This window comes from Nocardia otitidiscaviarum NBRC 14405, assembly GCF_000308635.1.
GTDB lineage: Bacteria > Actinomycetota > Actinomycetes > Mycobacteriales > Mycobacteriaceae > Nocardia > Nocardia otitidiscaviarum.
In genome coordinates, this window is the sequence record NZ_BAGD01000061.1 from 190,190 (window position 1) to 209,721 (window position 19,532).

At 70.0% G+C, this 19,532-nt stretch carries 17 protein-coding genes; 8 read left to right on the forward strand and 9 right to left on the reverse strand.

Going from position 1 to position 19,532, the window contains the following annotated elements; all coding sequences use genetic code 11:
* Positions 1-56: 56 nt before the first annotated feature.
* Positions 57-1,463 (reverse strand): family 2B encapsulin nanocompartment shell protein, encoded by a 1,407-nt coding sequence (locus ON31_RS12100; protein ID WP_039812839.1) that lies wholly within the window; start codon positions 1,461-1,463, stop codon positions 57-59.
* 409 nt (positions 1,464-1,872) lie between these two features.
* Here ON31_RS12100 and ON31_RS12105 point away from each other — a divergent pair, with 409 nt between their 5' ends.
* Positions 1,873-4,818: an AMP-binding protein gene (locus tag ON31_RS12105; RefSeq protein ID WP_039812843.1), complete on the forward strand. Its 2,946-nt coding sequence runs from the start codon at positions 1,873-1,875 to the stop codon at positions 4,816-4,818.
* A 9-nt stretch (positions 4,819-4,827) separates the two neighbouring features.
* Here ON31_RS12105 and rffA read toward each other — a convergent pair whose 3' ends face one another.
* Positions 4,828-5,967, reverse strand: coding sequence for a dTDP-4-amino-4,6-dideoxygalactose transaminase (gene rffA, locus ON31_RS12110; protein ID WP_039812846.1), 1,140 nt, complete (start codon positions 5,965-5,967; stop codon positions 4,828-4,830).
* 228 nt (positions 5,968-6,195) lie between these two features.
* Between rffA and ON31_RS12115 the strand changes: the two genes are divergently transcribed.
* The 3 genes from ON31_RS12115 to ON31_RS12125 all read left to right on the forward strand — a co-directional run bounded on the left by ON31_RS12115 (position 6,196) and on the right by ON31_RS12125 (position 9,646).
* Positions 6,196-8,469 (forward strand): hypothetical protein, encoded by a 2,274-nt coding sequence (locus ON31_RS12115; RefSeq protein ID WP_063821477.1) that lies wholly within the window; start codon positions 6,196-6,198, stop codon positions 8,467-8,469.
* Complete coding sequence (locus ON31_RS12120) at positions 8,466-8,957, forward strand: GtrA family protein (RefSeq protein ID WP_306306414.1); 492 nt, start codon at positions 8,466-8,468, stop codon at positions 8,955-8,957. Before ON31_RS12115 ends, ON31_RS12120 begins: the two co-directional genes overlap by 4 nt.
* 89 nt (positions 8,958-9,046) lie before the next feature.
* Positions 9,047-9,646 carry a class I SAM-dependent methyltransferase gene (locus ON31_RS12125; protein WP_039812849.1) on the forward strand — a complete coding sequence of 200 codons (600 nt, stop codon included), beginning with the start codon at positions 9,047-9,049 and terminating at the stop codon, positions 9,644-9,646.
* 9 nt (positions 9,647-9,655) lie between these two features.
* Here the strand turns inward: ON31_RS12125 and ON31_RS12130 are convergent, their stop codons facing one another.
* Positions 9,656-10,744 (reverse strand): glycosyltransferase family 2 protein, encoded by a 1,089-nt coding sequence (locus ON31_RS12130; protein ID WP_081592387.1) that lies wholly within the window; start codon positions 10,742-10,744, stop codon positions 9,656-9,658.
* A gap of 86 nt (positions 10,745-10,830) precedes the next feature.
* On the opposite strand from ON31_RS12130, the gene ON31_RS12135 reads away from it, so the two are divergent.
* Together ON31_RS12135 and ON31_RS12140 are read left to right on the forward strand one after the other, a co-directional pair.
* A complete protein-coding gene (locus tag ON31_RS12135; RefSeq protein ID WP_039812851.1) occupies positions 10,831-11,247 on the forward strand; it encodes a YfhO family protein in 417 nt (138 codons plus the stop codon).
* A 10-nt stretch (positions 11,248-11,257) separates the two neighbouring features.
* Positions 11,258-11,482: a Trm112 family protein gene (locus ON31_RS12140; protein ID WP_029928854.1), complete on the forward strand. Its 225-nt coding sequence runs from the start codon at positions 11,258-11,260 to the stop codon at positions 11,480-11,482.
* 25 nt (positions 11,483-11,507) lie between these two features.
* Here the strand turns inward: ON31_RS12140 and ON31_RS12145 are convergent, their stop codons facing one another.
* The 3 genes from ON31_RS12145 to ON31_RS12155 are packed head-to-tail and all read right to left on the reverse strand — an operon-like array spanning position 11,508 to position 13,623.
* Positions 11,508-12,113 (reverse strand): TetR/AcrR family transcriptional regulator, encoded by a 606-nt coding sequence (locus ON31_RS12145; RefSeq protein ID WP_039812853.1) that lies wholly within the window; start codon positions 12,111-12,113, stop codon positions 11,508-11,510.
* Complete coding sequence (locus tag ON31_RS12150; RefSeq protein WP_051037124.1) at positions 12,110-12,895, reverse strand: ABC transporter permease; 786 nt, start codon at positions 12,893-12,895, stop codon at positions 12,110-12,112. Before ON31_RS12150 ends, ON31_RS12145 begins: the two co-directional genes overlap by 4 nt.
* Entirely contained in the window at positions 12,892-13,623 is a 732-nt protein-coding gene (locus ON31_RS12155; RefSeq protein WP_039812855.1) for an ABC transporter ATP-binding protein, read from the reverse strand. The genes ON31_RS12150 and ON31_RS12155 overlap by 4 nt, the downstream gene beginning before the upstream one ends.
* A 680-nt stretch (positions 13,624-14,303) precedes the next feature.
* Between ON31_RS12155 and ON31_RS12165 the strand changes: the two genes are divergently transcribed.
* On the forward strand, positions 14,304-15,359 hold the full coding sequence (locus ON31_RS12165; protein WP_039812859.1) for an NAD-dependent epimerase/dehydratase family protein: 1,056 nt from the start codon (positions 14,304-14,306) through the stop codon (positions 15,357-15,359).
* A 213-nt stretch (positions 15,360-15,572) separates the two neighbouring features.
* Here ON31_RS12165 and ON31_RS12170 read toward each other — a convergent pair whose 3' ends face one another.
* From ON31_RS12170 to ON31_RS37540, 3 genes are read right to left on the reverse strand one after another with little or no spacing between them, the layout of a single operon-like run.
* Positions 15,573-16,604 carry a sensor histidine kinase gene (locus ON31_RS12170; RefSeq protein WP_029928846.1) on the reverse strand — a complete coding sequence of 344 codons (1,032 nt, stop codon included), beginning with the start codon at positions 16,602-16,604 and terminating at the stop codon, positions 15,573-15,575.
* Positions 16,594-17,292: a response regulator transcription factor gene (locus tag ON31_RS12175; protein WP_039812861.1), complete on the reverse strand. Its 699-nt coding sequence runs from the start codon at positions 17,290-17,292 to the stop codon at positions 16,594-16,596. The genes ON31_RS12170 and ON31_RS12175 overlap by 11 nt, the downstream gene beginning before the upstream one ends.
* A 5-nt stretch (positions 17,293-17,297) precedes the next feature.
* Positions 17,298-18,767, reverse strand: coding sequence for a hypothetical protein (locus ON31_RS37540; RefSeq protein WP_255222067.1), 1,470 nt, complete (start codon positions 18,765-18,767; stop codon positions 17,298-17,300).
* A gap of 238 nt (positions 18,768-19,005) precedes the next feature.
* Here ON31_RS37540 and ON31_RS12185 point away from each other — a divergent pair.
* Positions 19,006-19,532: glycosyltransferase family 2 protein (locus ON31_RS12185; RefSeq protein WP_039812989.1), on the forward strand; the 527-nt coding region annotated here is incomplete at its 3' end.

Genomic DNA, 19,532 nt, shown 5'->3' on the forward strand with positions numbered 1-19,532 from the left:
CTGGCTGCGAAACGGCTGGAGCGCTTCGACTTGGAGCCGATGCGCGCGGCTGTCGATCAGTCGGTCTGCCGGGCGACCAGCACGTTGTCGAGAATGCCGAGGGCATCGGGTACCAGGACCGCCGCCGAGTAGTAGCAGCTCACCAGGTAGGAGATGAGCGACTGGTCGTCGATGCCCTTGAAACGCACGTTCAGACTCGGCTCGTACTCGTCCGGGATTCCGGTCTGGTGCAGGCCGATCACGCCCTGGTCCTTCTCACCGGTGCGCATGGCGAGAATCGAGGTGGTCTGAGTGTCGCTGACCGGCAGCTTTCCGCACGGGAAGATCGGCACCCCTCGCCATGCGGGCACTCGGTGCCCGTCGACCTCCACCGGATCCGGATAGATACCGCGCTTGCTGCACTCCCGACCGAAGGCCGCGATGGCCTTGGGATGTGCCAGGAACAGTCTGGTGCTGCGCCGCATGGACAGCAGTTCGTCCATATCGTCGGGCGTCGGCGGACCGGATTCGGTGTAGATGCGCTGCTTGAGATCGCAGTTGTGCAGCAGCCCGAAATCCGGATTGTTGACCAGGTCGTATTCGCGACGCTCGTAGAGGGCCTGGATGGTCAGTCGCAGCTGCTGTTCGACCTGATCCATCGGGTCGTTGAACAGATCCGCGACCCGGGTGTGCACCCGCAGCACCGTCTGCGCCAGGCTGAGTTCGTATTCGCGCGGTGCGGCGTCGTAGTCGACGAAGGTGCCGTCGAGCAGTGGTTCACCGGAATGGCCGGAGGAGACATTGATCTCGGCCTCGCCGTATTTGTTCTGCGGGCGTTGTGCGGAGGCGGCCACGGCCGCGAGTCGATCGCGCAGCGGTGGTGCGTTGTCGAGCAGTTCCTGGAAGTCGGCGCGGGGCAGCGCCAACAGCGTGACGGGAGTGACGGTCTTCAGGGTGACCGGCCAGATGGCATTCGGGTCGGTCAACATCCGATCGCCGAAATAGTCTCCGCCCGACAGCATTCCGACCTTGGTGTGTTCGCCGAACTCGCCGGTGCCGTGTTTGGCGACCTTGCCGTGCACGATCAGCAGCAATTGGTCCATGGGATTGCCGAATTCGGCGATGACCGTATCGGGTTCGAGATCGCGCTGCTCGAAGCGGCGCGCCATGGCACCGAGGATCTCCTCATCGTCGAAATCATGCAATTGCGGCATTTCGGTCAGTTCCTCCGGAATGACGCGTGCCTTGCCGCCGTCGATGAGGAATTCCACCTCGCCATTGCCGACGGTGTAGGTCAGCCGCCGGTTGACCCGGTAGATACCGCCTTTCACCTGCACCCACGGCAGCGATCGGGTGAGCCAGCGCGAGCTGATGCCCTGCATCTGGGGTTCGGATTTGGTGGTGTGCGCCAACTGGTGGGCGGCGCCGGTGCTGAGGCTCTTCCGGCCGTTGGTCTCGGCCTGGACGGGCATTTCTATGGTCATGCTGAAGTCCTCACCCTCGAATTGCCGCCTGGGCGCGACGGCCGGTGATGGTCACGGCGATATAGCAGGCGGTAGCTGCCCGCGAATTAGTCGGTGTGAGTGAAATGACATGCGCGACAGTGCGTTCCAGCGATTCGATGGTAGATCGCCGACTCGGCGAGCCGCAGCGGAATGCGGGAATAATCCTGTGCCCGCAGTTTCATGACGTGTGCCGCAATTTCGACGCGGCCGCATGAATACCGTCCGGGATAGTTCCAGGGCGGCAAATTCCTTCACTCGTGTAGGACGCGCCGGTGGCCGCATGGCGCTGCTCACAGCGCCCACGAAGTAGGCTGACCATGTGACAAGCTCGTCTGAACGCGTTGGGGCGGGTGACGCAGGTCACGTCGAGGTATGTCTGGGAGAAGTCGTGAAATTCAATTCCAAGTCCGTCGTGGGGCCCGTGCAGCGGCTGGTCGCCACCGCGCAGAACGGGCTCGAGGTGATCCGGTTCGGGGGGCTGGCGCACGACATCGAATCGTCGCCGTACGAGGTCGTCGAGCGGAAGCGCATGTATCGCCTGCGCCATTACTTCCCCGACAGCAGCGCGCCGGGCCGCCCGGTCGCGGTGCTGGTGCCGCCGCTCATGGTGAGCGCCGAACTGTGGGACGTGAATGCCGCCGACGGCGCGGTGGGAATTCTCGACGCCGCCGGAATCGACTGCTGGGTGGTGGATTTCGGATCCCCGGCGGTGGAAGAGGGTGGCTGGCAGCGGGATCTGGCCGACCACGTGCTGGCCGTGAGCGCCGCCATCGACACCGTCGCCGAGATCACCGGGCGCGCGGTGCATCTCATGGGCTACTCCCAGGGCGGCATGTTCGCCTACCAGGCCACCGCCTATCGCGGCGGGAAGGACGTCGACAGCATCGTCACCTTCGGCAGCCCGGTCGACATCGTGGCCGGGATGCCGCTGGGACTGCCGCACGGGTTGGCCGCCGATGTCGCGCAGTTCCTCGCCGACCATGTGCTCACCCGACTGCCCATCACCGACTCCATGGTGCGGTTGGGTTTCCAGGCCCTCGACCCGGTGAAGACGGCGCGGGCGCGGCTGGACTTCCTGCGTCAGCTGCACAACCGCGAGGCGCTGCTGCCCAAGGAGCGGCAGCGTCGCTTCCTGGAGGCCGAGGGGTGGCTCGGCTACCCCGGTCCGGCGCTCACCGACCTGCTCGAGCAGTTCGTCCAGCACAATCGAATGATGCTGGGCGGTTTCGTTATTCGCGACCAGCCCATTTCCCTGGCGGATATCGAATGCCCGATCCTGGCCTTCGTCGGCGAGGTCGACGACATCGGCCAGCCCGCCGCGGTGCGCGGCATCAAGCGCGCCGCGCCCAATGCCGAGGTCTACGAGGCATCCCTGGTCGCCGGACACTTCGGCCTGGTCGCCGGCAGCACCGCCACCGCCCGCACCTGGCCGCTGGTGCGCGACTGGGTGCGCTGGGCGGACGGCCACGGCGAGCTCCCCGCCGACATCGCGCCCATGGCCGAGCATGTGGCGCGCAACGGACAGCGGTCGACCCTGACCCGGGTGGTGCACGCCGCGGCCACCCTGGCCGAGGCCGGAACCAGCATCGGCAAGACGCTCGAGACCGTGGCGAGCAATTCGCTGCGCGGATCGGTGGAGCTCACCGGGGAGGCGGCGCGCGCCCTGCCGCGCCTGACCCGCCTCGGCATGATCCAGTCGCACACCCGAATCTCGCTGGGTCGCCTGATGGACGAGCAGACGCGGCGCGCACCGCAGCGTGAATGCTTCCTCTTCGACGACCGGGTGCACACCAATACCGCGGTCAACACCCGCATCGACAATGTGGTGCGCGGACTCGTCTCGGTGGGCGTGCGCCCGGCCACCCGGGTCGGCGTGGTCATGGAGACCCGGCCCAGCGCCCTGGTGACCATCGCCGCGCTGTCGCGACTGGGTGCGGTGGCGGTACTGCTCGCGCCCGGCAGCGAACTCGCGCAGGCGGTGGTGCTCACCGACACCAGACTGCTCATCGCCGATCCGGAGAATCTGCGTGACGCCGCCGCGACCGGGCTGCGCACCCTGGTGCTGGGCGGCGGTGAGAGTCGCGGCCTGGACATCCCACTCGGCGGCGATGTGGTGGACATGGAGCAGATCGACCCGGCCGCGGTCGCCCTGCCCGGCTGGTATCGGCCGAATCCGGGGCTGGCGCGCGAGCTGGCCTTCGTCCTGGTGACCGGGACCGGTGACCGCTTCGACGTCAAGTACATCACCAACCACCGCTGGGCGCTGTCGGCCTTCGGTACCGCCACCGCGGCCGATCTGGATCGCCGCGACACCGTGTACTGCCTCGCGCCGCTGCACCATTCGTCCGGATTGCTGGTGAGCCTGGGCGGGGCCATCGCGGGCGGCAGCCGGATCGCGCTGGCGCGGTCGCTGGATCCGGCCCGATTCGCGGAGGAGGTGCACCGCTACGGCGTCACCGTGGTCACCTACACCTGGACCATGCTGCGCGACATTCTCGACGCCGACACCTTCCCGAACGGTCATTCACATCCCATCCGCCTGTTCATCGGCTCGGGGATGCCCGCCGGGCTGTGGCGGCGCACCCAGGAGCGCTTCGCCCCCGCGCGGGTGCTGGAGTTCTACGCCTCCATCGAAGGCGATGTGGTGCTGGCGAACGTGTCCGGGCAGAAGATCGGCTCCAAGGGCCGGCCGGTGCCCGGCACCGCCAAGGTCGAACTCATCGCCTACGACCCCAGGACCGACGAGATCCTGGTCGAGGACTCGGGTTTCGCGCGGCGCTGCGCCGACAACGAGGTGGGCCTGCTCATCGGCACCGCCTCCGATTCGGTGGATCTCTCCCGCGGCGGCCTCCGCGGGGTGTTCGCGCCCGGCGACGCCTGGATGCCGACGGAGAACCTCTTCCGCCGCGACAGCGATGGCGACTACTGGCTGATGGACCGGCGCGACACCGTCATTCACACCCCGCGCGGGCCGGTCTACACCCACCCGATCGTCGATGTGCTCAACGACATCACGGCCGTGGATATGGAAGTGGCGTACGGACTTCCGGTCGGCGACCGCACCCTCGCCGTGGCCGCCCTCAGTGTCCGCGCGGGCTACCGCCTCGAAGCCGAGGATGTCGGCGAGGCCCTGCGCGCCCTGCCCCCGGACCAGCGCCCCGATCTGGTCTACGTGGTCGACGAGATCCCGCGCAGCTCCACCTTCCGACCCTCCACGCGCGCGGTCCAGGCCCAGGGCCGTCCGCGGCCCGGGGACCGGACCTGGTGGTACAACCGGGAATCCGACCGGTACGAGGTGCTGACGGAGGAATTGGCGCAGCGCCTGTACGACTGAGTCCGTCGGCTACACCGTGAAGGCGGTGACCTCCTCGATCACGCGCCGCACCTGGACGTCGGACAGGCCCGGCCAGAGCGGCAGCCGCACCACGGTGCCGGAGAATTCGGCGCTGCGCACACAGGGCACCGGGGTGCGGCCCAGCTTCAGTCCGGCCGGGCTGGAATCCAGCGGTACGTAGTGGAACGGGGCCACGATGCCGCGGTCGGCGAGGTGGCGGATGAGGTCGTCGCGGCGGTCCTCGGTGGGGACCCGCAGGTAGTACAGGTGTGCGGTGTGCTCGCGGTCGGCGGGCACGGTCATCAGGTGAACATCGTTGCGGCGCGCCCAATCCGGCAGTCCGGCGGCGTAGGCGTCCCACACCCGGTGCCGGTTGGCCTGGATGGTGTCGAACTCGGTCAGCTGCGCGTCCAGCACCGCGGCATTGAGTTCGCTGGGCAGGTAGCTGGAGCCGATGTCCTGCCAGGAGTACTTGTCCACCGCGCCGCGCAGGAACCGCGCCCGGTCGGTGCCCTTCTCCCGGATGATCTCCGCCCGCCCCATCAGGATGTCATCGGTGAGCAGCACCGCGCCGCCCTCACCGCAGTGCACGTTCTTGGTGTCGTGGAAACTCAGCGCGCCGACCGTGCCGATGGTGCCCAGCGGTCGCCCCCGCCAGGTGCCGCCGAGGCCGTGCGCATTGTCCTCGATGATGGCGAAGCCGTGGGTGGCGGCCAGGTCCAGCAGCCGGTCCATCTCCGCGCCCACCCCGCCGTAGTGGATGACCACGATGGCCTTGGTGCGCTCGGTGACCACGGCCGCCACCGCGTCCGGATCCAGATTGCCGGTCGCGGAGTCGATATCGGCGAACACCACCGTCGCCCCGCGCAGCGCCATGGCGGTGGCGGTGGAGGTGAAGGCGAAACTGGGGACGATCACCTCGTCGTCGGGCCCGAGTTCCAGCAGCAGCCCGGCCATTTCCAGGGCGTGCGTGCACGAGGTGGTGAGCAGGGCGTGCGGGGCCGCGGTGATGGCCTTCAGCTTGGCGGTGGCCGCGGCGGTGAACCGCCCGTCGCCGTGGCTGTGGTCCGAGGCGAGCACGGCCTCCAGATTCGCCAGCTCCCGGCTCGCCCGGAACGGGCGGCTGAAGATAATGCGTTCGGTGCTCACCGGAGTTCGGTCCCCTCATGGCGGTCGGCGACGGCCCCGGATCGTCCGACCACATGCCGAACGGCAGAGCCCGAGCGTCGAACTCTAACACGGTGGGGCGGCCTGGAATCGGCATCGCCGCCGGTGTCTGGCCGCCGCGCGCGCCCGGGTGCGGTGCGCTTCCGGAGGGCCTGCCTGTAGGGTCTGGAACTCGTGGTGGACAGTGGAATTCTCGGTACGCGGCGTGCGGTGTTCCGGTGGGGGTTCGTCACCTCGATCGGCGTGGTGCTCGGCTATGCGGCGGTGCTGTCGGCCGACGTGCGCCACTTCTACACCGATGACACCGAATCCCAGTACGCCCCACTGTGGGTGATGCTCGGCCGCGCCCTGCGCGAGGGCACCTTCCCGGTCATGGTTCCCGACCAGTGGATGTCGGGCAACTACACCATGGAGGAGGCGGGTCTGTTCAACCCGCCGCAGTTGCTGATCGACCTGATCGCGCCCTCGGTGCCGAATCTGGCCGTGTACGCCACCATCGTGAAGCTGCTCTTCTCCATCCTCGCGGCACTGGGCATCTACCGCGTCTGCCTGGTCTACGGCGCGCGCCCGCAGTGGGCGGCGGTCGCGGGCGTGGCCTTCCCGTTCTCCGGCTTCTTCCTCTTCTTCGACACCGCCAGCTGGATGACCTCGCTCACCGGCACCGCGTACATGCTGCACGCGTGGGCGTCGTCGGTGCGCTACGTGCGCGGGCCCGGCGGGGGCGATGGACCCGGAGGCGGCAGCTCGCGTCACCACGGAGGGGCCCGCCCACGCCGCAGTGGATACGGCGGTCCGATTCCGGTATTCGTCTTCCTGTACCTGGCGATCTCGGTGCAGTACATCTTCCCGGCCGTGGAGGCGGTGCTCATGCTGGCCGCGGTGGCGGTGGGCGAGCTCGTCACGCGGCGCGCCTGGAAGCCGGTGCTGCGGCTGGCGGTGGCGGCGGGCTGCGCGGGCCTGGCCGGACTGCTCACCTTCCTGCCGTCCATGCTCTCGGCCAAGGTGAGCTGGCGCGGTACGGCGCAGATCAATAACGACCAGTTCCTCACGGTGCCCTGGTCGGAATCGCTGAATGCCAGTCTGCCCAGCGCCTATCCGGCGTTCAGCTCGTGGTGGGGCTATGTGCAGCCGCTGCCCATGACCTATATCGCCTGGTTCCTGATTCCGGCGCTGGCCTTCGTGGACTGGCGGCGGGCGCGCGAGCACTGGCGGGAATTCATCTCCATCGCGCTGTTCGCCGTCATGGCGCTCATGTGGACGGCCGGACCGGGCACCATCGGGCCGCTGCGCTGGCCCGCCCGCGTACTGCCCATGCTGGCCATCGGACTGCTGGTGCTGGTGTGCGTGCTGCTGGGCCGGTTCGGCACGGTGCGCGACTGGCGCGGGCGCGGTATCGCGGCCGGGGTGCTGATCCTGCTGCTGTGGGTGCGCACCTTCTCCGCCGACCCGCATCGCATCGGCTGGCATGTGCTCGCGGCGGTGGTGGTCGCGGCGCTGACCGCGGCGGTGGTCGCGCTGGGACGCACCCGCGGTATCGCCGCGGCCTGCCTGCTGACCATCGCCGCCATGTTCCCCATCGCGTTCGTCCAGGTGCGCGCGGTGCAGCCGAATCTCATGTCGTGGAATCTGCCCGCCGACCGGCAACAGGCCATGGCGGCCTTCCCGGATTTCGCGGGCCGCAACATCCAGCTCGGTGATCGCGGCCTGATCGGCCCGGCGGACAAATCGCTCGACCGTGCCTACGGCTCCCTGGTCTTCGGCAACTACGCCAAGGACCTGGAACTGAACTACGTCCAGGGCTACACCCCCAACGGGCACTTCTATTTCGGTGAACTGCTGTGCATGCGCTGGGACGGCAGCACCTGCCCGGACGCCTACCGCCGCCTGTTCGCCCCCGAACCGACCACCGGCCGCACCATCGTGGATCTCATGCTGCTGGACCGGGTGGTCCTGCAGCGGGCCATGTTCCCTGATGCCCGCACCCAACCCGCCCCGCCGGGCTGGCACTGGGTGGACTACCCGGGCCACGACCAGTGGATCTCGGTGCTGGAGCGCGACGGCGGTCCCGTGTCGGGTCTGAACGGGCGCGTCGCCGACGCCCGCGATGTCACCGCGACGTCGATCTCGGAAACCGATACCACCAGCCGCGTGCGGGTGAGCTCCGACGACGGCGGCCGCGTGGTGTTCGCCCGGCTGGGCTGGCCCGGCTACCGCGTCACCCTGAACGGACAGGACATCCCCTTCACCACGGTCGCGGATTCCTTCGTGGCCGTGGATGTCCCCGCGGGCACCCGGGACGCGGAACTGGTGCTCACCTGGCGTCCGCCGGGCTGGAAGATCGGCATCGCCACCGGTGCCGCCGGCGTGGTCGGAATCGCGGTGCTGCAATGGCTCTACGTGCGATCGCGGCGTGAGGACGCGCCGGAATCCCCCGGCGAGTCCTCCGGCGAACCGGAACGTGAACTGGCAGGCTCGGTTTCGTGAGCACCGCCGACTACTCACCCGAGTTGACGGTGGACTCCGGTGTCATCGCCGAGCCCGCCGCCGACGCCCCGCCCGGCCTGCTGCTGCGTCTGGTGCGGCGGCAGGAGGTCGCCTTCGCCCTGGTGGGCGGCTTCAATACCGCGCTCGGCATGGTGCTCACCGTGCTCTGGCTGACCGTGCTGGAAGGCCATGTCGCCAAGGCGGCCGCGGTGGCGCTGGCCCCCGCGCTGGCCTATGCCGTCAGCATCGTGGTGGCCTTCGTGCTGCACCGCACCCTGGTGTTCCGGGTGTGCGGGCACGCCCTGCGCGATTTCGTGGCCTTCGTCGGCGTCAATTCCGGTGGGCTGGCGCTGAACCTCCTGCTGCTCCAGGTGGCGGTGTCGGTGCTGCACTGTCCGGAGAAGCCCGCCGCCGTGGTGGTGATGGGCCTGGTCGCGGTCGCCAGCTTCTTCGGACACCGGCACATCTCGTTCCGCCGCTCGCGCTGAGACGCCCGCCACACGGAAGGCGGCGGAACCGGACAGATGGCATAGTTCGTGCAACGGATGACGTTGTCCGCCAACTGTTCAGGATCGACGTGAGCACCAGCTTCATCTACCGGTACGGAACCGTCTACGAACTACTCATGCGGGGGCTGTACGGCCGACACTACGGCGCGCGGTATCGCGCCATCGCCGCCCTGGTTCCCGAGAACGCCGCGGTGCTCGATCTCTGCTGCGGCCCGGCCACCCTCTACACCCGGTACCTGCGGCAGAAGGCGGTGCGCTACACCGGACTCGACCTCAACGAGCGTTTCATCGCCCGGCTGATCCGGGCGGGCGGCAGCGGGCAGGTCTGGAATCTGCGTGCCGACACCCCGCTGCCCGCCGCCGACTACGTCATCATGCAGGGCAGCCTCTTCCACTTCCTGCCCGATCCGGAACCGGTGCTGGACCGCATGCTCGACGCCGCGCGGGAACGGGTGATCGTCGCCGAACCGGTCCGGAATCTGACCGCCACCCGCCATCGCGCCATGGCCGGGCTCGGCGGACGCCTCACCGACGCCGGGGACGGCGCGCGGCCGCTGCGCTTCGACGAGGAGACCCTCGACGAACTGTTCCGCGGCTTCCCCGAACACGTCGAGGAGCGCCGCCTCATCGCGGGTGGACGGGAGAAGCTCTACCTGCTGAAGCCCTGAGCCGAGCGGTCAGCCGCCGACGTGCTCGATCTCGCGGTCGGCGGCCGCGGCCCGGTCGGCATCCGGGCGCGGCGTCGGCGAATCCACGGTCAGATACAGCGGTTTGCCCACCAGGACGTGCAGTGCCACACCCAGGTATTCGGCGATCAGGCCGAGGGAGAACAGGATCGCGCCCGAACACAGCAGCAGCACCACGATGGTGGACGCCCAGCCCTCGGGAGCCCAGTTCTCCCGGGTGAGCACCTGGAACACCACGAAGGCGGCCAGCGCCACCCCCGCCAGCGCCAGCGTCACGCCCAACATGCTCACCAGGCGCAGGCCACGGGTTCCGCTGCACAGCACCATCTTCCAGAACAGCGAGAACAGGCGGCGGTAGTTGTAGCCGGATTCCTCCCGGCCCTCCGCGCGCAGCGTCACCGGCACCTGGGCGACCGTGCCCACCACCCAGGTCAGCGCCACGTCCAGATACACGCCATTGGAGGCGACATCGGCGAGCTGGCGGCCGATATCGCCGCGGATGAGCCGGTAGCTCTCGAAGCGGGTGGAATCCGGGAAGGCGAAGACGGTGGCCAGCACCAGTTTCGCGCCGCGCGAGGTGAGATTGCGCAGGAAGCCGTGCGGGCGGGTGTTCGTCGGCTTGGAGTAGATCAGGTCGGCGCGCCGCTCCAGCGCGGCGTCCAGGAACGCGCCGATGAACGCCGGATCGTGCTGCCCGTCCTCGTCCATGGTGACGATCCAGTCCCCGCGCGCCGCCGACATTCCGGCGATGGTCGCCGCGTCCTGTCCGAAATTGCGGCTCAACCAGACCGCGCGCACCTCCGGGTAGGCGGCGCGCAGCTCCCGCATGACCACATCGGAGCGGTCCGGACCGTGATCGTGCACCAGCACGATCTCCGAGACCGCGAAGGGGACGCCGCCCGGCGTCGTGGTGGCCTCGGTCAACGCGTGCAGTTCGGCGACCAGGGCGGCGATGGTGTCCTCGCCGCGGTACACCGGAACCACCACCGAGACCGCGTGCGGCCGGTCGATACCGGGCCGGATCGGATGCTCCGCAGTGTCGACGTCGGAGTGGTACGTGCGTCGGGAGGGAATCGGCATCAGCTGAATCGACTTTCGATGACGGTACGCGTGCCGGTGCTCCTCGAGGACTGGCTGGAGCCCGAGCCGTCGAGCACTCTAACACGGTGCGGTCGGCCTTCCGGGGCAGCGGCCGCGTCTCGGCCACCCGCGATGTCGCCGCGACCTCGGTATCGGAGACCGACACCACCAGGCGGGTGCGGGTGTCCTCGGCGCGGGGCGGACAGGTGGTGTTCGCCCGTCTCGGCCGACCGGGCTACCGCGCCACCCTCGACGGGCGGCCGGTGCCGATCTCGACCGTCGTCCAATCCTTCGTGGCCGTGCGGATTCCGGCTGGGACCGAATCCGCCGAGCTGGTGCTGACCTGGCGGCCGCCGGGCTGGAAGATCGGGCTGGCCACCGGTGCGGCCGGCGTGCTCGGCCTGGCGGTGTCGCAGTGGTGGTACCTGCGCACCCGGCGCAGCGACGGTGCGGAGGAGTCGCCGCCCGCACCGGACGGTGAGCGTGCCGCCGCGGCCCGGTAGGTTATCGGTCATGCCGGAGGACATCACCTTGGACTCGACCCTGCTCAGCCTGCTGGCCTGCCCGCAGGACAAGGGCCCGCTGCTGCTGGTCCACGACGACCGGGGGGCCGCGCTGCTCTACAACCCGCGCCTGCGCCGCGCCTACCCGATCGACAACGGCATCCCGGTCCTGCTCGTCGACGAGGCGCGCGAGGTGTCGGACGAGGAGCACACCGCGTTCGTCCTACAGGACTGACGGGGGCTGCCGCCGTCCGGAGCGGCTAGGTCGCGAGTTCGCCGGTCAGATAGCGCTGGAGCGTCGGCCCCACCAGGGCGGCCACCTCGTCCACGGGCATGGAGGCGAGCGGTTCGATCTCGACGACCTTGCGCGCCACCAGCACGCCGATGAGCTGCGAGGCGGCCAGCGCCACCCGCGTCGTGCCCGTGCCCGGGGGTGAATCCACCCGGGCGCGAACATCCTTCAGCGCCACCTCGAGGAGAAAGGTCCGGGCCAGCGCGGTGTCGCCGCCGCCGAGCATGCTGCGGAAGGCGGCCACCGCCTGCACGCCGATGGGGGAATCCCAGAGCCCGACCACGGTGCGAACGATGGTGTCGCCCAATCGGTCCAGCGGCACCGCCGCGATGGCTCCGGTCACGACGCTGGGATCGGCGGGGATATCCAGTGCGGCCGTGAGCAATTGCTGTTTGGTGCCGAAATAGTGATGCACCAGTGCCGGATCCACCCCGGCGGCCGCGGCGATGGAACGAATCGACGCCCGGTCGAAACCCACCTCGGCGAAACGCACCCGGGCGGCGTCGAGAATCGCCGCCCGGGTGCCGGATTGCCCGGGCCGCCGCCCGGCGCGTCCGCCGCGTTCCGCCGTCACGCGGTTCTCCGGCGTAGCGTCGCCGCGCCGAGACCCAGTGCGGCGGCGGCGAACAGCGCCACGACGAGCAGATCCCGCCACATCGCGCCGGTGGCCCCGGGATTGTTCGACACCTGCTGCAACGCCGACACCGCGTAGCTCAGCGGCAGCACATCGCTGATCACCTCCAGCCAGTCGGGCAGCTGTTCACGCGGCACCAGCAGGCCGCACAGGAAGAACTGAGGTCCGACGATCACGGGCATGAACTGTACGGCCTGGAATTCGGTGCGCGCGAAGGCGCTCGCCAGCAGACCGAGCGCCACCCCCAGGACGGCGTCGACGATCGCGATGAGCAGCACCAGCCAGACACTGCCCGCGGCGCGCAGGTCCAGCAGCCAGAACGACACCAGGCAGGCGACGCCCGCCTGCGCGCCCGCCGCGATGGAGAAGGCCGAACCGTATCCGGCCAGCAGATCCAGTTTGGACAGCGGTGTGGTCATGAGCCGTTCGAGCGTGCCCGAGGTGCGTTCGCGCTGCATGGCGATGGCCGTGATGAGGAACATGACGATGAACGGCAGGATGCCGAGCATGCTGATGCCCACCCGGTCGAACACCCGCGGCGTGCCCGGCGGCGTCGGTGAATTCTGGTACACGAAGTACAGCAGGACCAGCAGCAGCGCTGGAACCAGCAGCAGCATGGCCACGGTGCGATGGTCGGCGCGCAGCTGCTTCAGGATGCGCAGGGTGGTGGCGCGGTAGCCGGCCAGCGGTCGGGGGCCGGTGGGTCGGGTCGTGGTGGTCATGACCGTCCTCCCATCTCGATGAGGGCGAGAAACGCGTTCTCCAGGCTGGATTCGCCGGTGTCGGAACGTAGTTCGTCCGGACTGAGTTGGGCGAGCAGGTGACCGTCGCGCATGAGCAGCAGTTGATCGCAGTGCTCGGCCTCGTCCATCACGTGACTGGAGACCAGCAGCGTGCGACCCTGCTCGGCGAGGGCGTGGAATTCCTTCCAGAGTTCCACGCGCAGTACGGGATCCAGGCCGACGGTGGGTTCGTCGAGAATCAGCACCTCCGGATCGGCCACCAGGGCGCAGGCCAGCGAGGTGCGGGTGCGCTGCCCGCCGGAGAGTTGATTGCCGCGCTGCCCGGCGTGGTCGCTCAGCCCCACGGCGGCGATGGCCTCGACCACCTGATCCCGCGAAGCGCCGTACAGCGCAGCGAAATACGAGACATTGTCGGTGACGGTGAGGTCGTCGTAGATGCTCGGAGCCTGCGTCACATAGCCGACCCGCGAGCGCAGCCCACGCGACCCGGCCGTATCACCCAGCACCCGCACCGTGCCCGACTCGATGATCTGGGTGCCGACGATGCTGCGCATGAGCGTGGTCTTCCCGCAGCCCGAGGGCCCGAGCAGGCCGGTGATGCGACCGCGCGGCACGGTCAGCGTGATGTCGTGGAGTACCCGCCGCCCGCCCCGCACGACGCACAGGGCGTCGACGTCGATGGCGGGCGCGGAGTTCGGTGTCGTCATGGGACCACCTGCAATTCATCGAGTGTTGAATTCACTATGCGATGAATTCTGCACCCGAAGTGACCGCGACACAAGACCCGATTCGAATCCGGTTCCCGCGCGCCGCCCACCCGTTTAGCCCCGACGAATCGGACCGATCCTGCGGCGGCCCCCGCATGTGCGGATGCGATGGTGACGAAAGGCTGACGGCCCGCGTGTCGGCGGCCTGTCGGGCAGCGAACGACGGCCGTGGGCACCACAATCGCGGATATGTCTGTCGTGTGCGCCGGAGTTTCACGGATCGGCGGCCGCCCCGCGATGTGCGGCCCACGTCGGATGGGCGACGCGCGTACCGAGGCGCACGCCGGACAGTCGAAATCCGAACCGGGCGCGGGGCCCGGCGGGATGGGCGCGTCCGGCGGCACCGAAGCCGTCGCGGGGCTGCCCGTGCGGAGGCGGACGGTGAGTCCGATCCGCCGCGCGGTGCATGTTCGACCGGCAGGGCGCGGGTCCGTAGCGGTCGTCGGATCGAAGGCGACGGGTGGGTGGTGTGTGCGTCGGACCAGCGACGATATCCGGCCCGGGAGGCACCACGCCGCACCGGCGGACCGCGACCATGCCACACCGGGCCGTCGCCGGACAGGCCATGACCACGCTCACCCGGTACCCGGGTTGGCGAGCCACAGCTACGGAGGACACCTGTGCGTGTATTGCTCACCGGCGCGGCCGGTTTCATCGGTTCCCACATCCACCACGCACTCACCGATGCCGGGCATGAGGTCGTCGCGCTCGACGTGATGCTGCCCGCCGCCCACGGGGCCGAGGCGGCGCCACCGCGCGGTGTCGAGCGGGCGGATGTGCGCGATCCGGAGGCGCTCGACGCATGCCTGCGCGGGGTGGACGCGGTGTGTCATCAGGCCGCCGTGGTCGGTGCGGGGGTGAGTGCCCAGGACGCGCCCGCCTACGCCAGTCACAACGATCTCGGCACCGCGGTGCTGCTGGCCGCCATGGACCGGGCGCGCTGCCGCCACCTGGTACTGGCCTCGTCCATGGTGGTGTACGGCGAGGGCAGCTATGTGGACCGGAACGGTGAGCGGGTCGAGCCCGCACCGCGCACCCGCGCGGACCTGGACGGGGGCCGCTTCGACCACCTCGGACCGGATGGCGCACCGCTGCACTGGGCTCCGGTCGACGAGGACGCCCCGCTACGCCCGCGCAGCCTGTACGCGGCGAGCAAACTCGCGCAGGAGCACTATGCCGCCGCCTGGGCCACCGCCACCGGCGCCACCGTGACCGCGCTGCGCTACCACAATGTCTACGGCGACGGGATGCCCAGGGATACCCCGTATTCCGGCGTAGCGGCCATCTTCCGCTCCGCCCTGGAGGCGGGCGAGGCACCCCGCGTCTTCGAAGACGGCCGCCAGGCCCGCGATTTCGTGCACGTCCGCGATATCGCCGCCGCCAATCTGGCCGCCCTCGAACGCCCACTCGACGCCTTCGTCCCCCTGAACATCGCCTCCGGCCACCCCATCACCATCGGCGAGGTGGCCGCCGTCCTCGCCACCGCCCACGGCGGCAAACCCCCGGTGGTCACCGCCGACTACCGCCCCGGCGACGTCCGCCACATCGTCGCCAGCCCCGCCCGCGCCCACCGCCTCCTCGACTTCACCGCCGCCACCACCCCCACCACCGGCCTCACCGAATTCGCCTCCGCCCCACTACGATCCGCATCCGGTGCCGGTGCCCCGACCTGGTAGCCCTGCTCCCGAGCCCGAGCCCGAGCCCGAGCCCGAGCCCGAGCCCGAGCCCTGGCCCTGGCCCTGGCCCTGGCCCTGGCCCTGGCGGCGGGCACGCACAGTGCGGTTCGCCTGCCCGTCCCGCTCGGCCGACCTCTCAGTCGGACCAGCCTCGGCACGTAGTGGAAGCCCGGGCGTCGCGGGCGGCCATCGCGTGGCAGAGGACGTCTCGTGCTAACCTCCGCCGTTGCCGAGCAGTGGCAGGCGGATCTCGAATCGGGCTCCCCGGTCGCGGTTCTCGGCGTGGATCTCGCCGTGGTGGGCCGCCACGAGCCCGGCGGCGATGGCCAGGCCCATGCCGCTGCTGCTGCCGAGTTCGGCCGCGCCGGGGGAGCGGGCCGAGGTGCCACGGTAGGCGACCTCGAAGATGCGGGGCAGGTCGACGGGGGAGATGCCGGGCCCGGTGTCGTCCACGCGGGTCCAGGCGTGGCCGTCGGAGGCGCCCGCGGCGATCTCGATCCGGCCGCCGGGTGGCGTGTGCGCGATGGCATTGGCGACCAGGTTGGTGAGCACCCGGGTGAGGGCGCGGTCGCTGCCCGCCACCACGATGCGGTGCTCGGGTTGCCTTGCGGTGAGGGTGATTCCGGCGCGCCGGGCGGTCGGCTGGTTGGCGGCCAGCACCTCGTCGATCAGCTCGCGCAGGTCCACCGGTTCCAGGGACAGCCGCAGCGCCCCGGCATTGATCTTCGACATCTCGAACAGGTCGTCGACCATGGCGGAGAGCCGATTGGTCTCGCGCACAATGCGTTCGGCGTACCTGCGCACCTCGTCACCCTCGTCGACCACCCCGTCGGCGAGCGCTTCACCCATGGCCCGGATCCCCGCCAGCGGGGTGCGCAGATCATGGCTCACCCACGCGATCAGCTCCCGCCGCGACTGCTCCGCGGCCCGCTCCCGCTCGCGCATCTGCTTCTCCCACACCGTGGCCCGCGCCTGCGCCCGCCCCAGCAGAATGGCCGCGGGCACCGTCACCGCCGTGACCACCCCCAGGACGGTGGCGGTACGGGCCAGCGCGTCGTCGAACATGAGCCCGCTCACCGCGACCACGCCGCTGAGCGTCGCCAGCGTCGGAATCAGCACCAGCACCGCCATACTCGTGGTCATGGCGCGATTGCGGGTGTAGCGCAGCAGCAGGGCGCCGACCACCACCACCGGCAGCGATCCGGCGAGCGCGTAGCCGATGAGGCCGGGGGTGTCAGTCGGCACGCGGCGTATCCTCACCGGAATCGGTGCGGCCCCAGGCGTATCCGCGCCCCCATACGGTGTCGATGCGATGCGCGGCACCGAGTTTGGCGCGCAGTCGCTTGATGTGCACGGTCACCGTGGACAGGTCGCCGAAGGTCCACCCCCATACCTCCGCGAGCAGTTCGTCGCGGCTGAACACCCGGTGCGGATGGGTCAGCAGAAAGGTCAGCAGATCGAATTCGCGTGCGGTCAACTCCACCGGCACCCCGGCCACCTGTACCGCGCGCGCCGCGGGCCGCACCTCGATATCCCCGCTGCGCAGCACCTGCTCAGCGCTCGGGGCGGGCCGGGCGCGGCGCAGCACCGACGCCACGCGCAGCGCGAGCTCGCGCGGACTGAACGGCTTGGTCACGTAATCGTCGGCGCCGGACTGCAATCCGAGCACCCGGTCGTCCTCCTCGCCGAGCGCGGTGAGCAGGATGATCGGCGTATCCGGATGCGGCCCGCCGCGCACCATGCGCACCAGGTCGATGCCGTCCGGCGGCGGCATCATCACATCGAGGATGGCGAGGTCGATGTCGTTGCGCGCCAATACCGCCGCGGTCTGCGGCCCGTCGGCCGTCTCCACCACCTCCAGTCCGTCCCGTTCCAGATACCGCCGCACCACCTCCCGCACCACGGGATCATCATCGGCCACCAGAATGCGCATGACAGTCACCAATTCGTGAGTACCAGATGGTTGACGAGCAGTGCCCCGACCGCCTGCACGGCCAGCCACCCCCGCATATCCCGCCGCGGCAGCAGGGCCGTCCCCGCGATCACCCACAGCCCGAACGGCAGCCAGATCCGTTCCGTCTCGGCCTTGCTCAGCCCGCTGAGATCGGCCAGCAGCAGCGCCGCCAACCCCGCCGCCGCCAGGAGCGCCGCCGGATCGACCACCGCCCGCCACCGCCGCAGCGCCGGTACCGCACTCCCGCGCACGCTCGGCCCGCGCATGCTCGCCCCGCGCATGCTCGCCCCGCGCACGCTCGCCTCGTGCGCGCTCGGCCGATGATCCGGTGTGTGAGTATCGCGCGCCGCGACTTCCCGGTCACAGTGCCGGTGCGGCACGGATGGCGAAATCTTCTCGCCGTCGGTCTGTTGCGCGGCATCCTCCGCGTCCGACGTCCGCCATAGTGCGGACGGCTGGAGTTCACGGGCGACGCGGTGCAATGCGGCCACCGACGCCAGCCCGACCGCGCACACGGTGGCCGCGAGATTGCCCCACACCCAGTACGAGTAGGGCCGCTCGCTGGCGATGCCCTGGTAGTACCGTTCCACCACCAGGTGGTAGCCGTCGAACCACCAGAACCCGGCGGCGGTGAACGCGCCCACCACGAGCAGCATCCCGACCACCACCGGAATCACGGGGCGCAGCCCGCGGGCCGCGAGTACCGCCAGTGCGGGCACCGCCATCAGCACCAGACCGTAACTGAGGTACAGCCCGAAGCCGAACAGTAGCCCCGAGCCCACCGCGGCCGGCACCCACCGCGCACCGTGCCGGGTCGCGACCGCCAGCAGCGCCACCGCCCACGCGGTGACCCCCGCGAACAGCGCGTCGGCGGACACCGCCAGCCAGATGGCGGCCGGGGCGAGCGCCAGGAAGGGCGCTGCCGCGCGGGCGCGCTCCATCGCGCCCAGTGCCCGCAGCGTCACCAGGATGGCCACGGCCGCACCGCAACCGACCAGGACGCACAGCAGTCCGGCCCAACCGCCGCCTCCCAGCCCGATCCGGTCCAGCAGGACGAAGACGAGCAGTGCCCCCGGCGGATGCCCGGAGACGTGGGTGGTCCAGGAGTCGGGCTGGAAATCCAGGATGCGCGCGGAGAATCCGCGCAGCATGGCCGCGATATCGGTGACCCCGCCGACCTCGTGCAGGTACTCGTCGCGGCTGGTGAGCCGTCCCGCGAAGCCGCGCTGCCAGCCGTCCACCAGGGCGAGCGCACCGGCCCACCCGACCGAGGTCAGCCAGGTGACGGCGAGCAGCCGCCGCCAGGACAGGCGTGCGGCGAGGCCGGGGCCGTACACGATCACCAGTGCCGCGATGGCGACGGCCGGACCGGTGCCCCAGCCGATGTGCGGCAGCCATTCGCCGAACAGCGGTGCGGCTCCGGCGTACAGCCGATCCGACCACTGTTTGCCCATTATTCGCGGAACGGCCACGGCGGCCGCGACCAACAGGGCCGCGCCGACCGCCCAGCCGAGATCGGCCCGGCGTGTAAACGGCCGGGAAGGCGTGATGACGGGAGTGTTCCGCACGCACCCACCCTAGGCCGCGAGGTAGCCCGGAGCCGGTTGTTCTGGGCGTTCGCACAGGTCCCGTCATACTTTCGTCATCGGTGTGTTGGGGTTCATCCGGCCCGCGCGGGCCTACGGTCTAGGCGTGACCGAATCGAACGAGGAATCCTGCGTCACGGTGGTGATTCCGTGTCGCGATGAAGCCGGTGCGCTCCCCGGCGTACTCTCGGCAATCCCCGCGGGCTATCGGGTGATCGTGGTGGACAACGGTTCCACCGACGACACCGCCGCGGTCGCCCGCACCGCCGGGGCTACCGTCGTCACCGAGCCCGTCCCCGGCTACGGCAGTGCCGTGCACGCCGGTGTGCGGTCGGCCCGGACCGATATCGTGGCCGTCCTCGACGGTGACGGCTCCATGGACCCCCGCGAGTTGTCCACCCTGGTAGCGGATTTGACGCCCCAGGTCGATATGGTCGTCGGCCGTCGCCGCCCCGCCGGTCGCGGTGCCTGGCCCTGGCACGCCCGCCTGGGCAATGCCCTGGTGGCCGCTCGCCTGCGCCACCGCTACGGCCTGCCCGTCCACGATGTGGCGGCCATGCGCGTCGCCCACCGCGACCGCCTGCTCGCCCTCGGCCCACTGCACCCGCGCTCCGGCTACCCGCTGGCACTGCT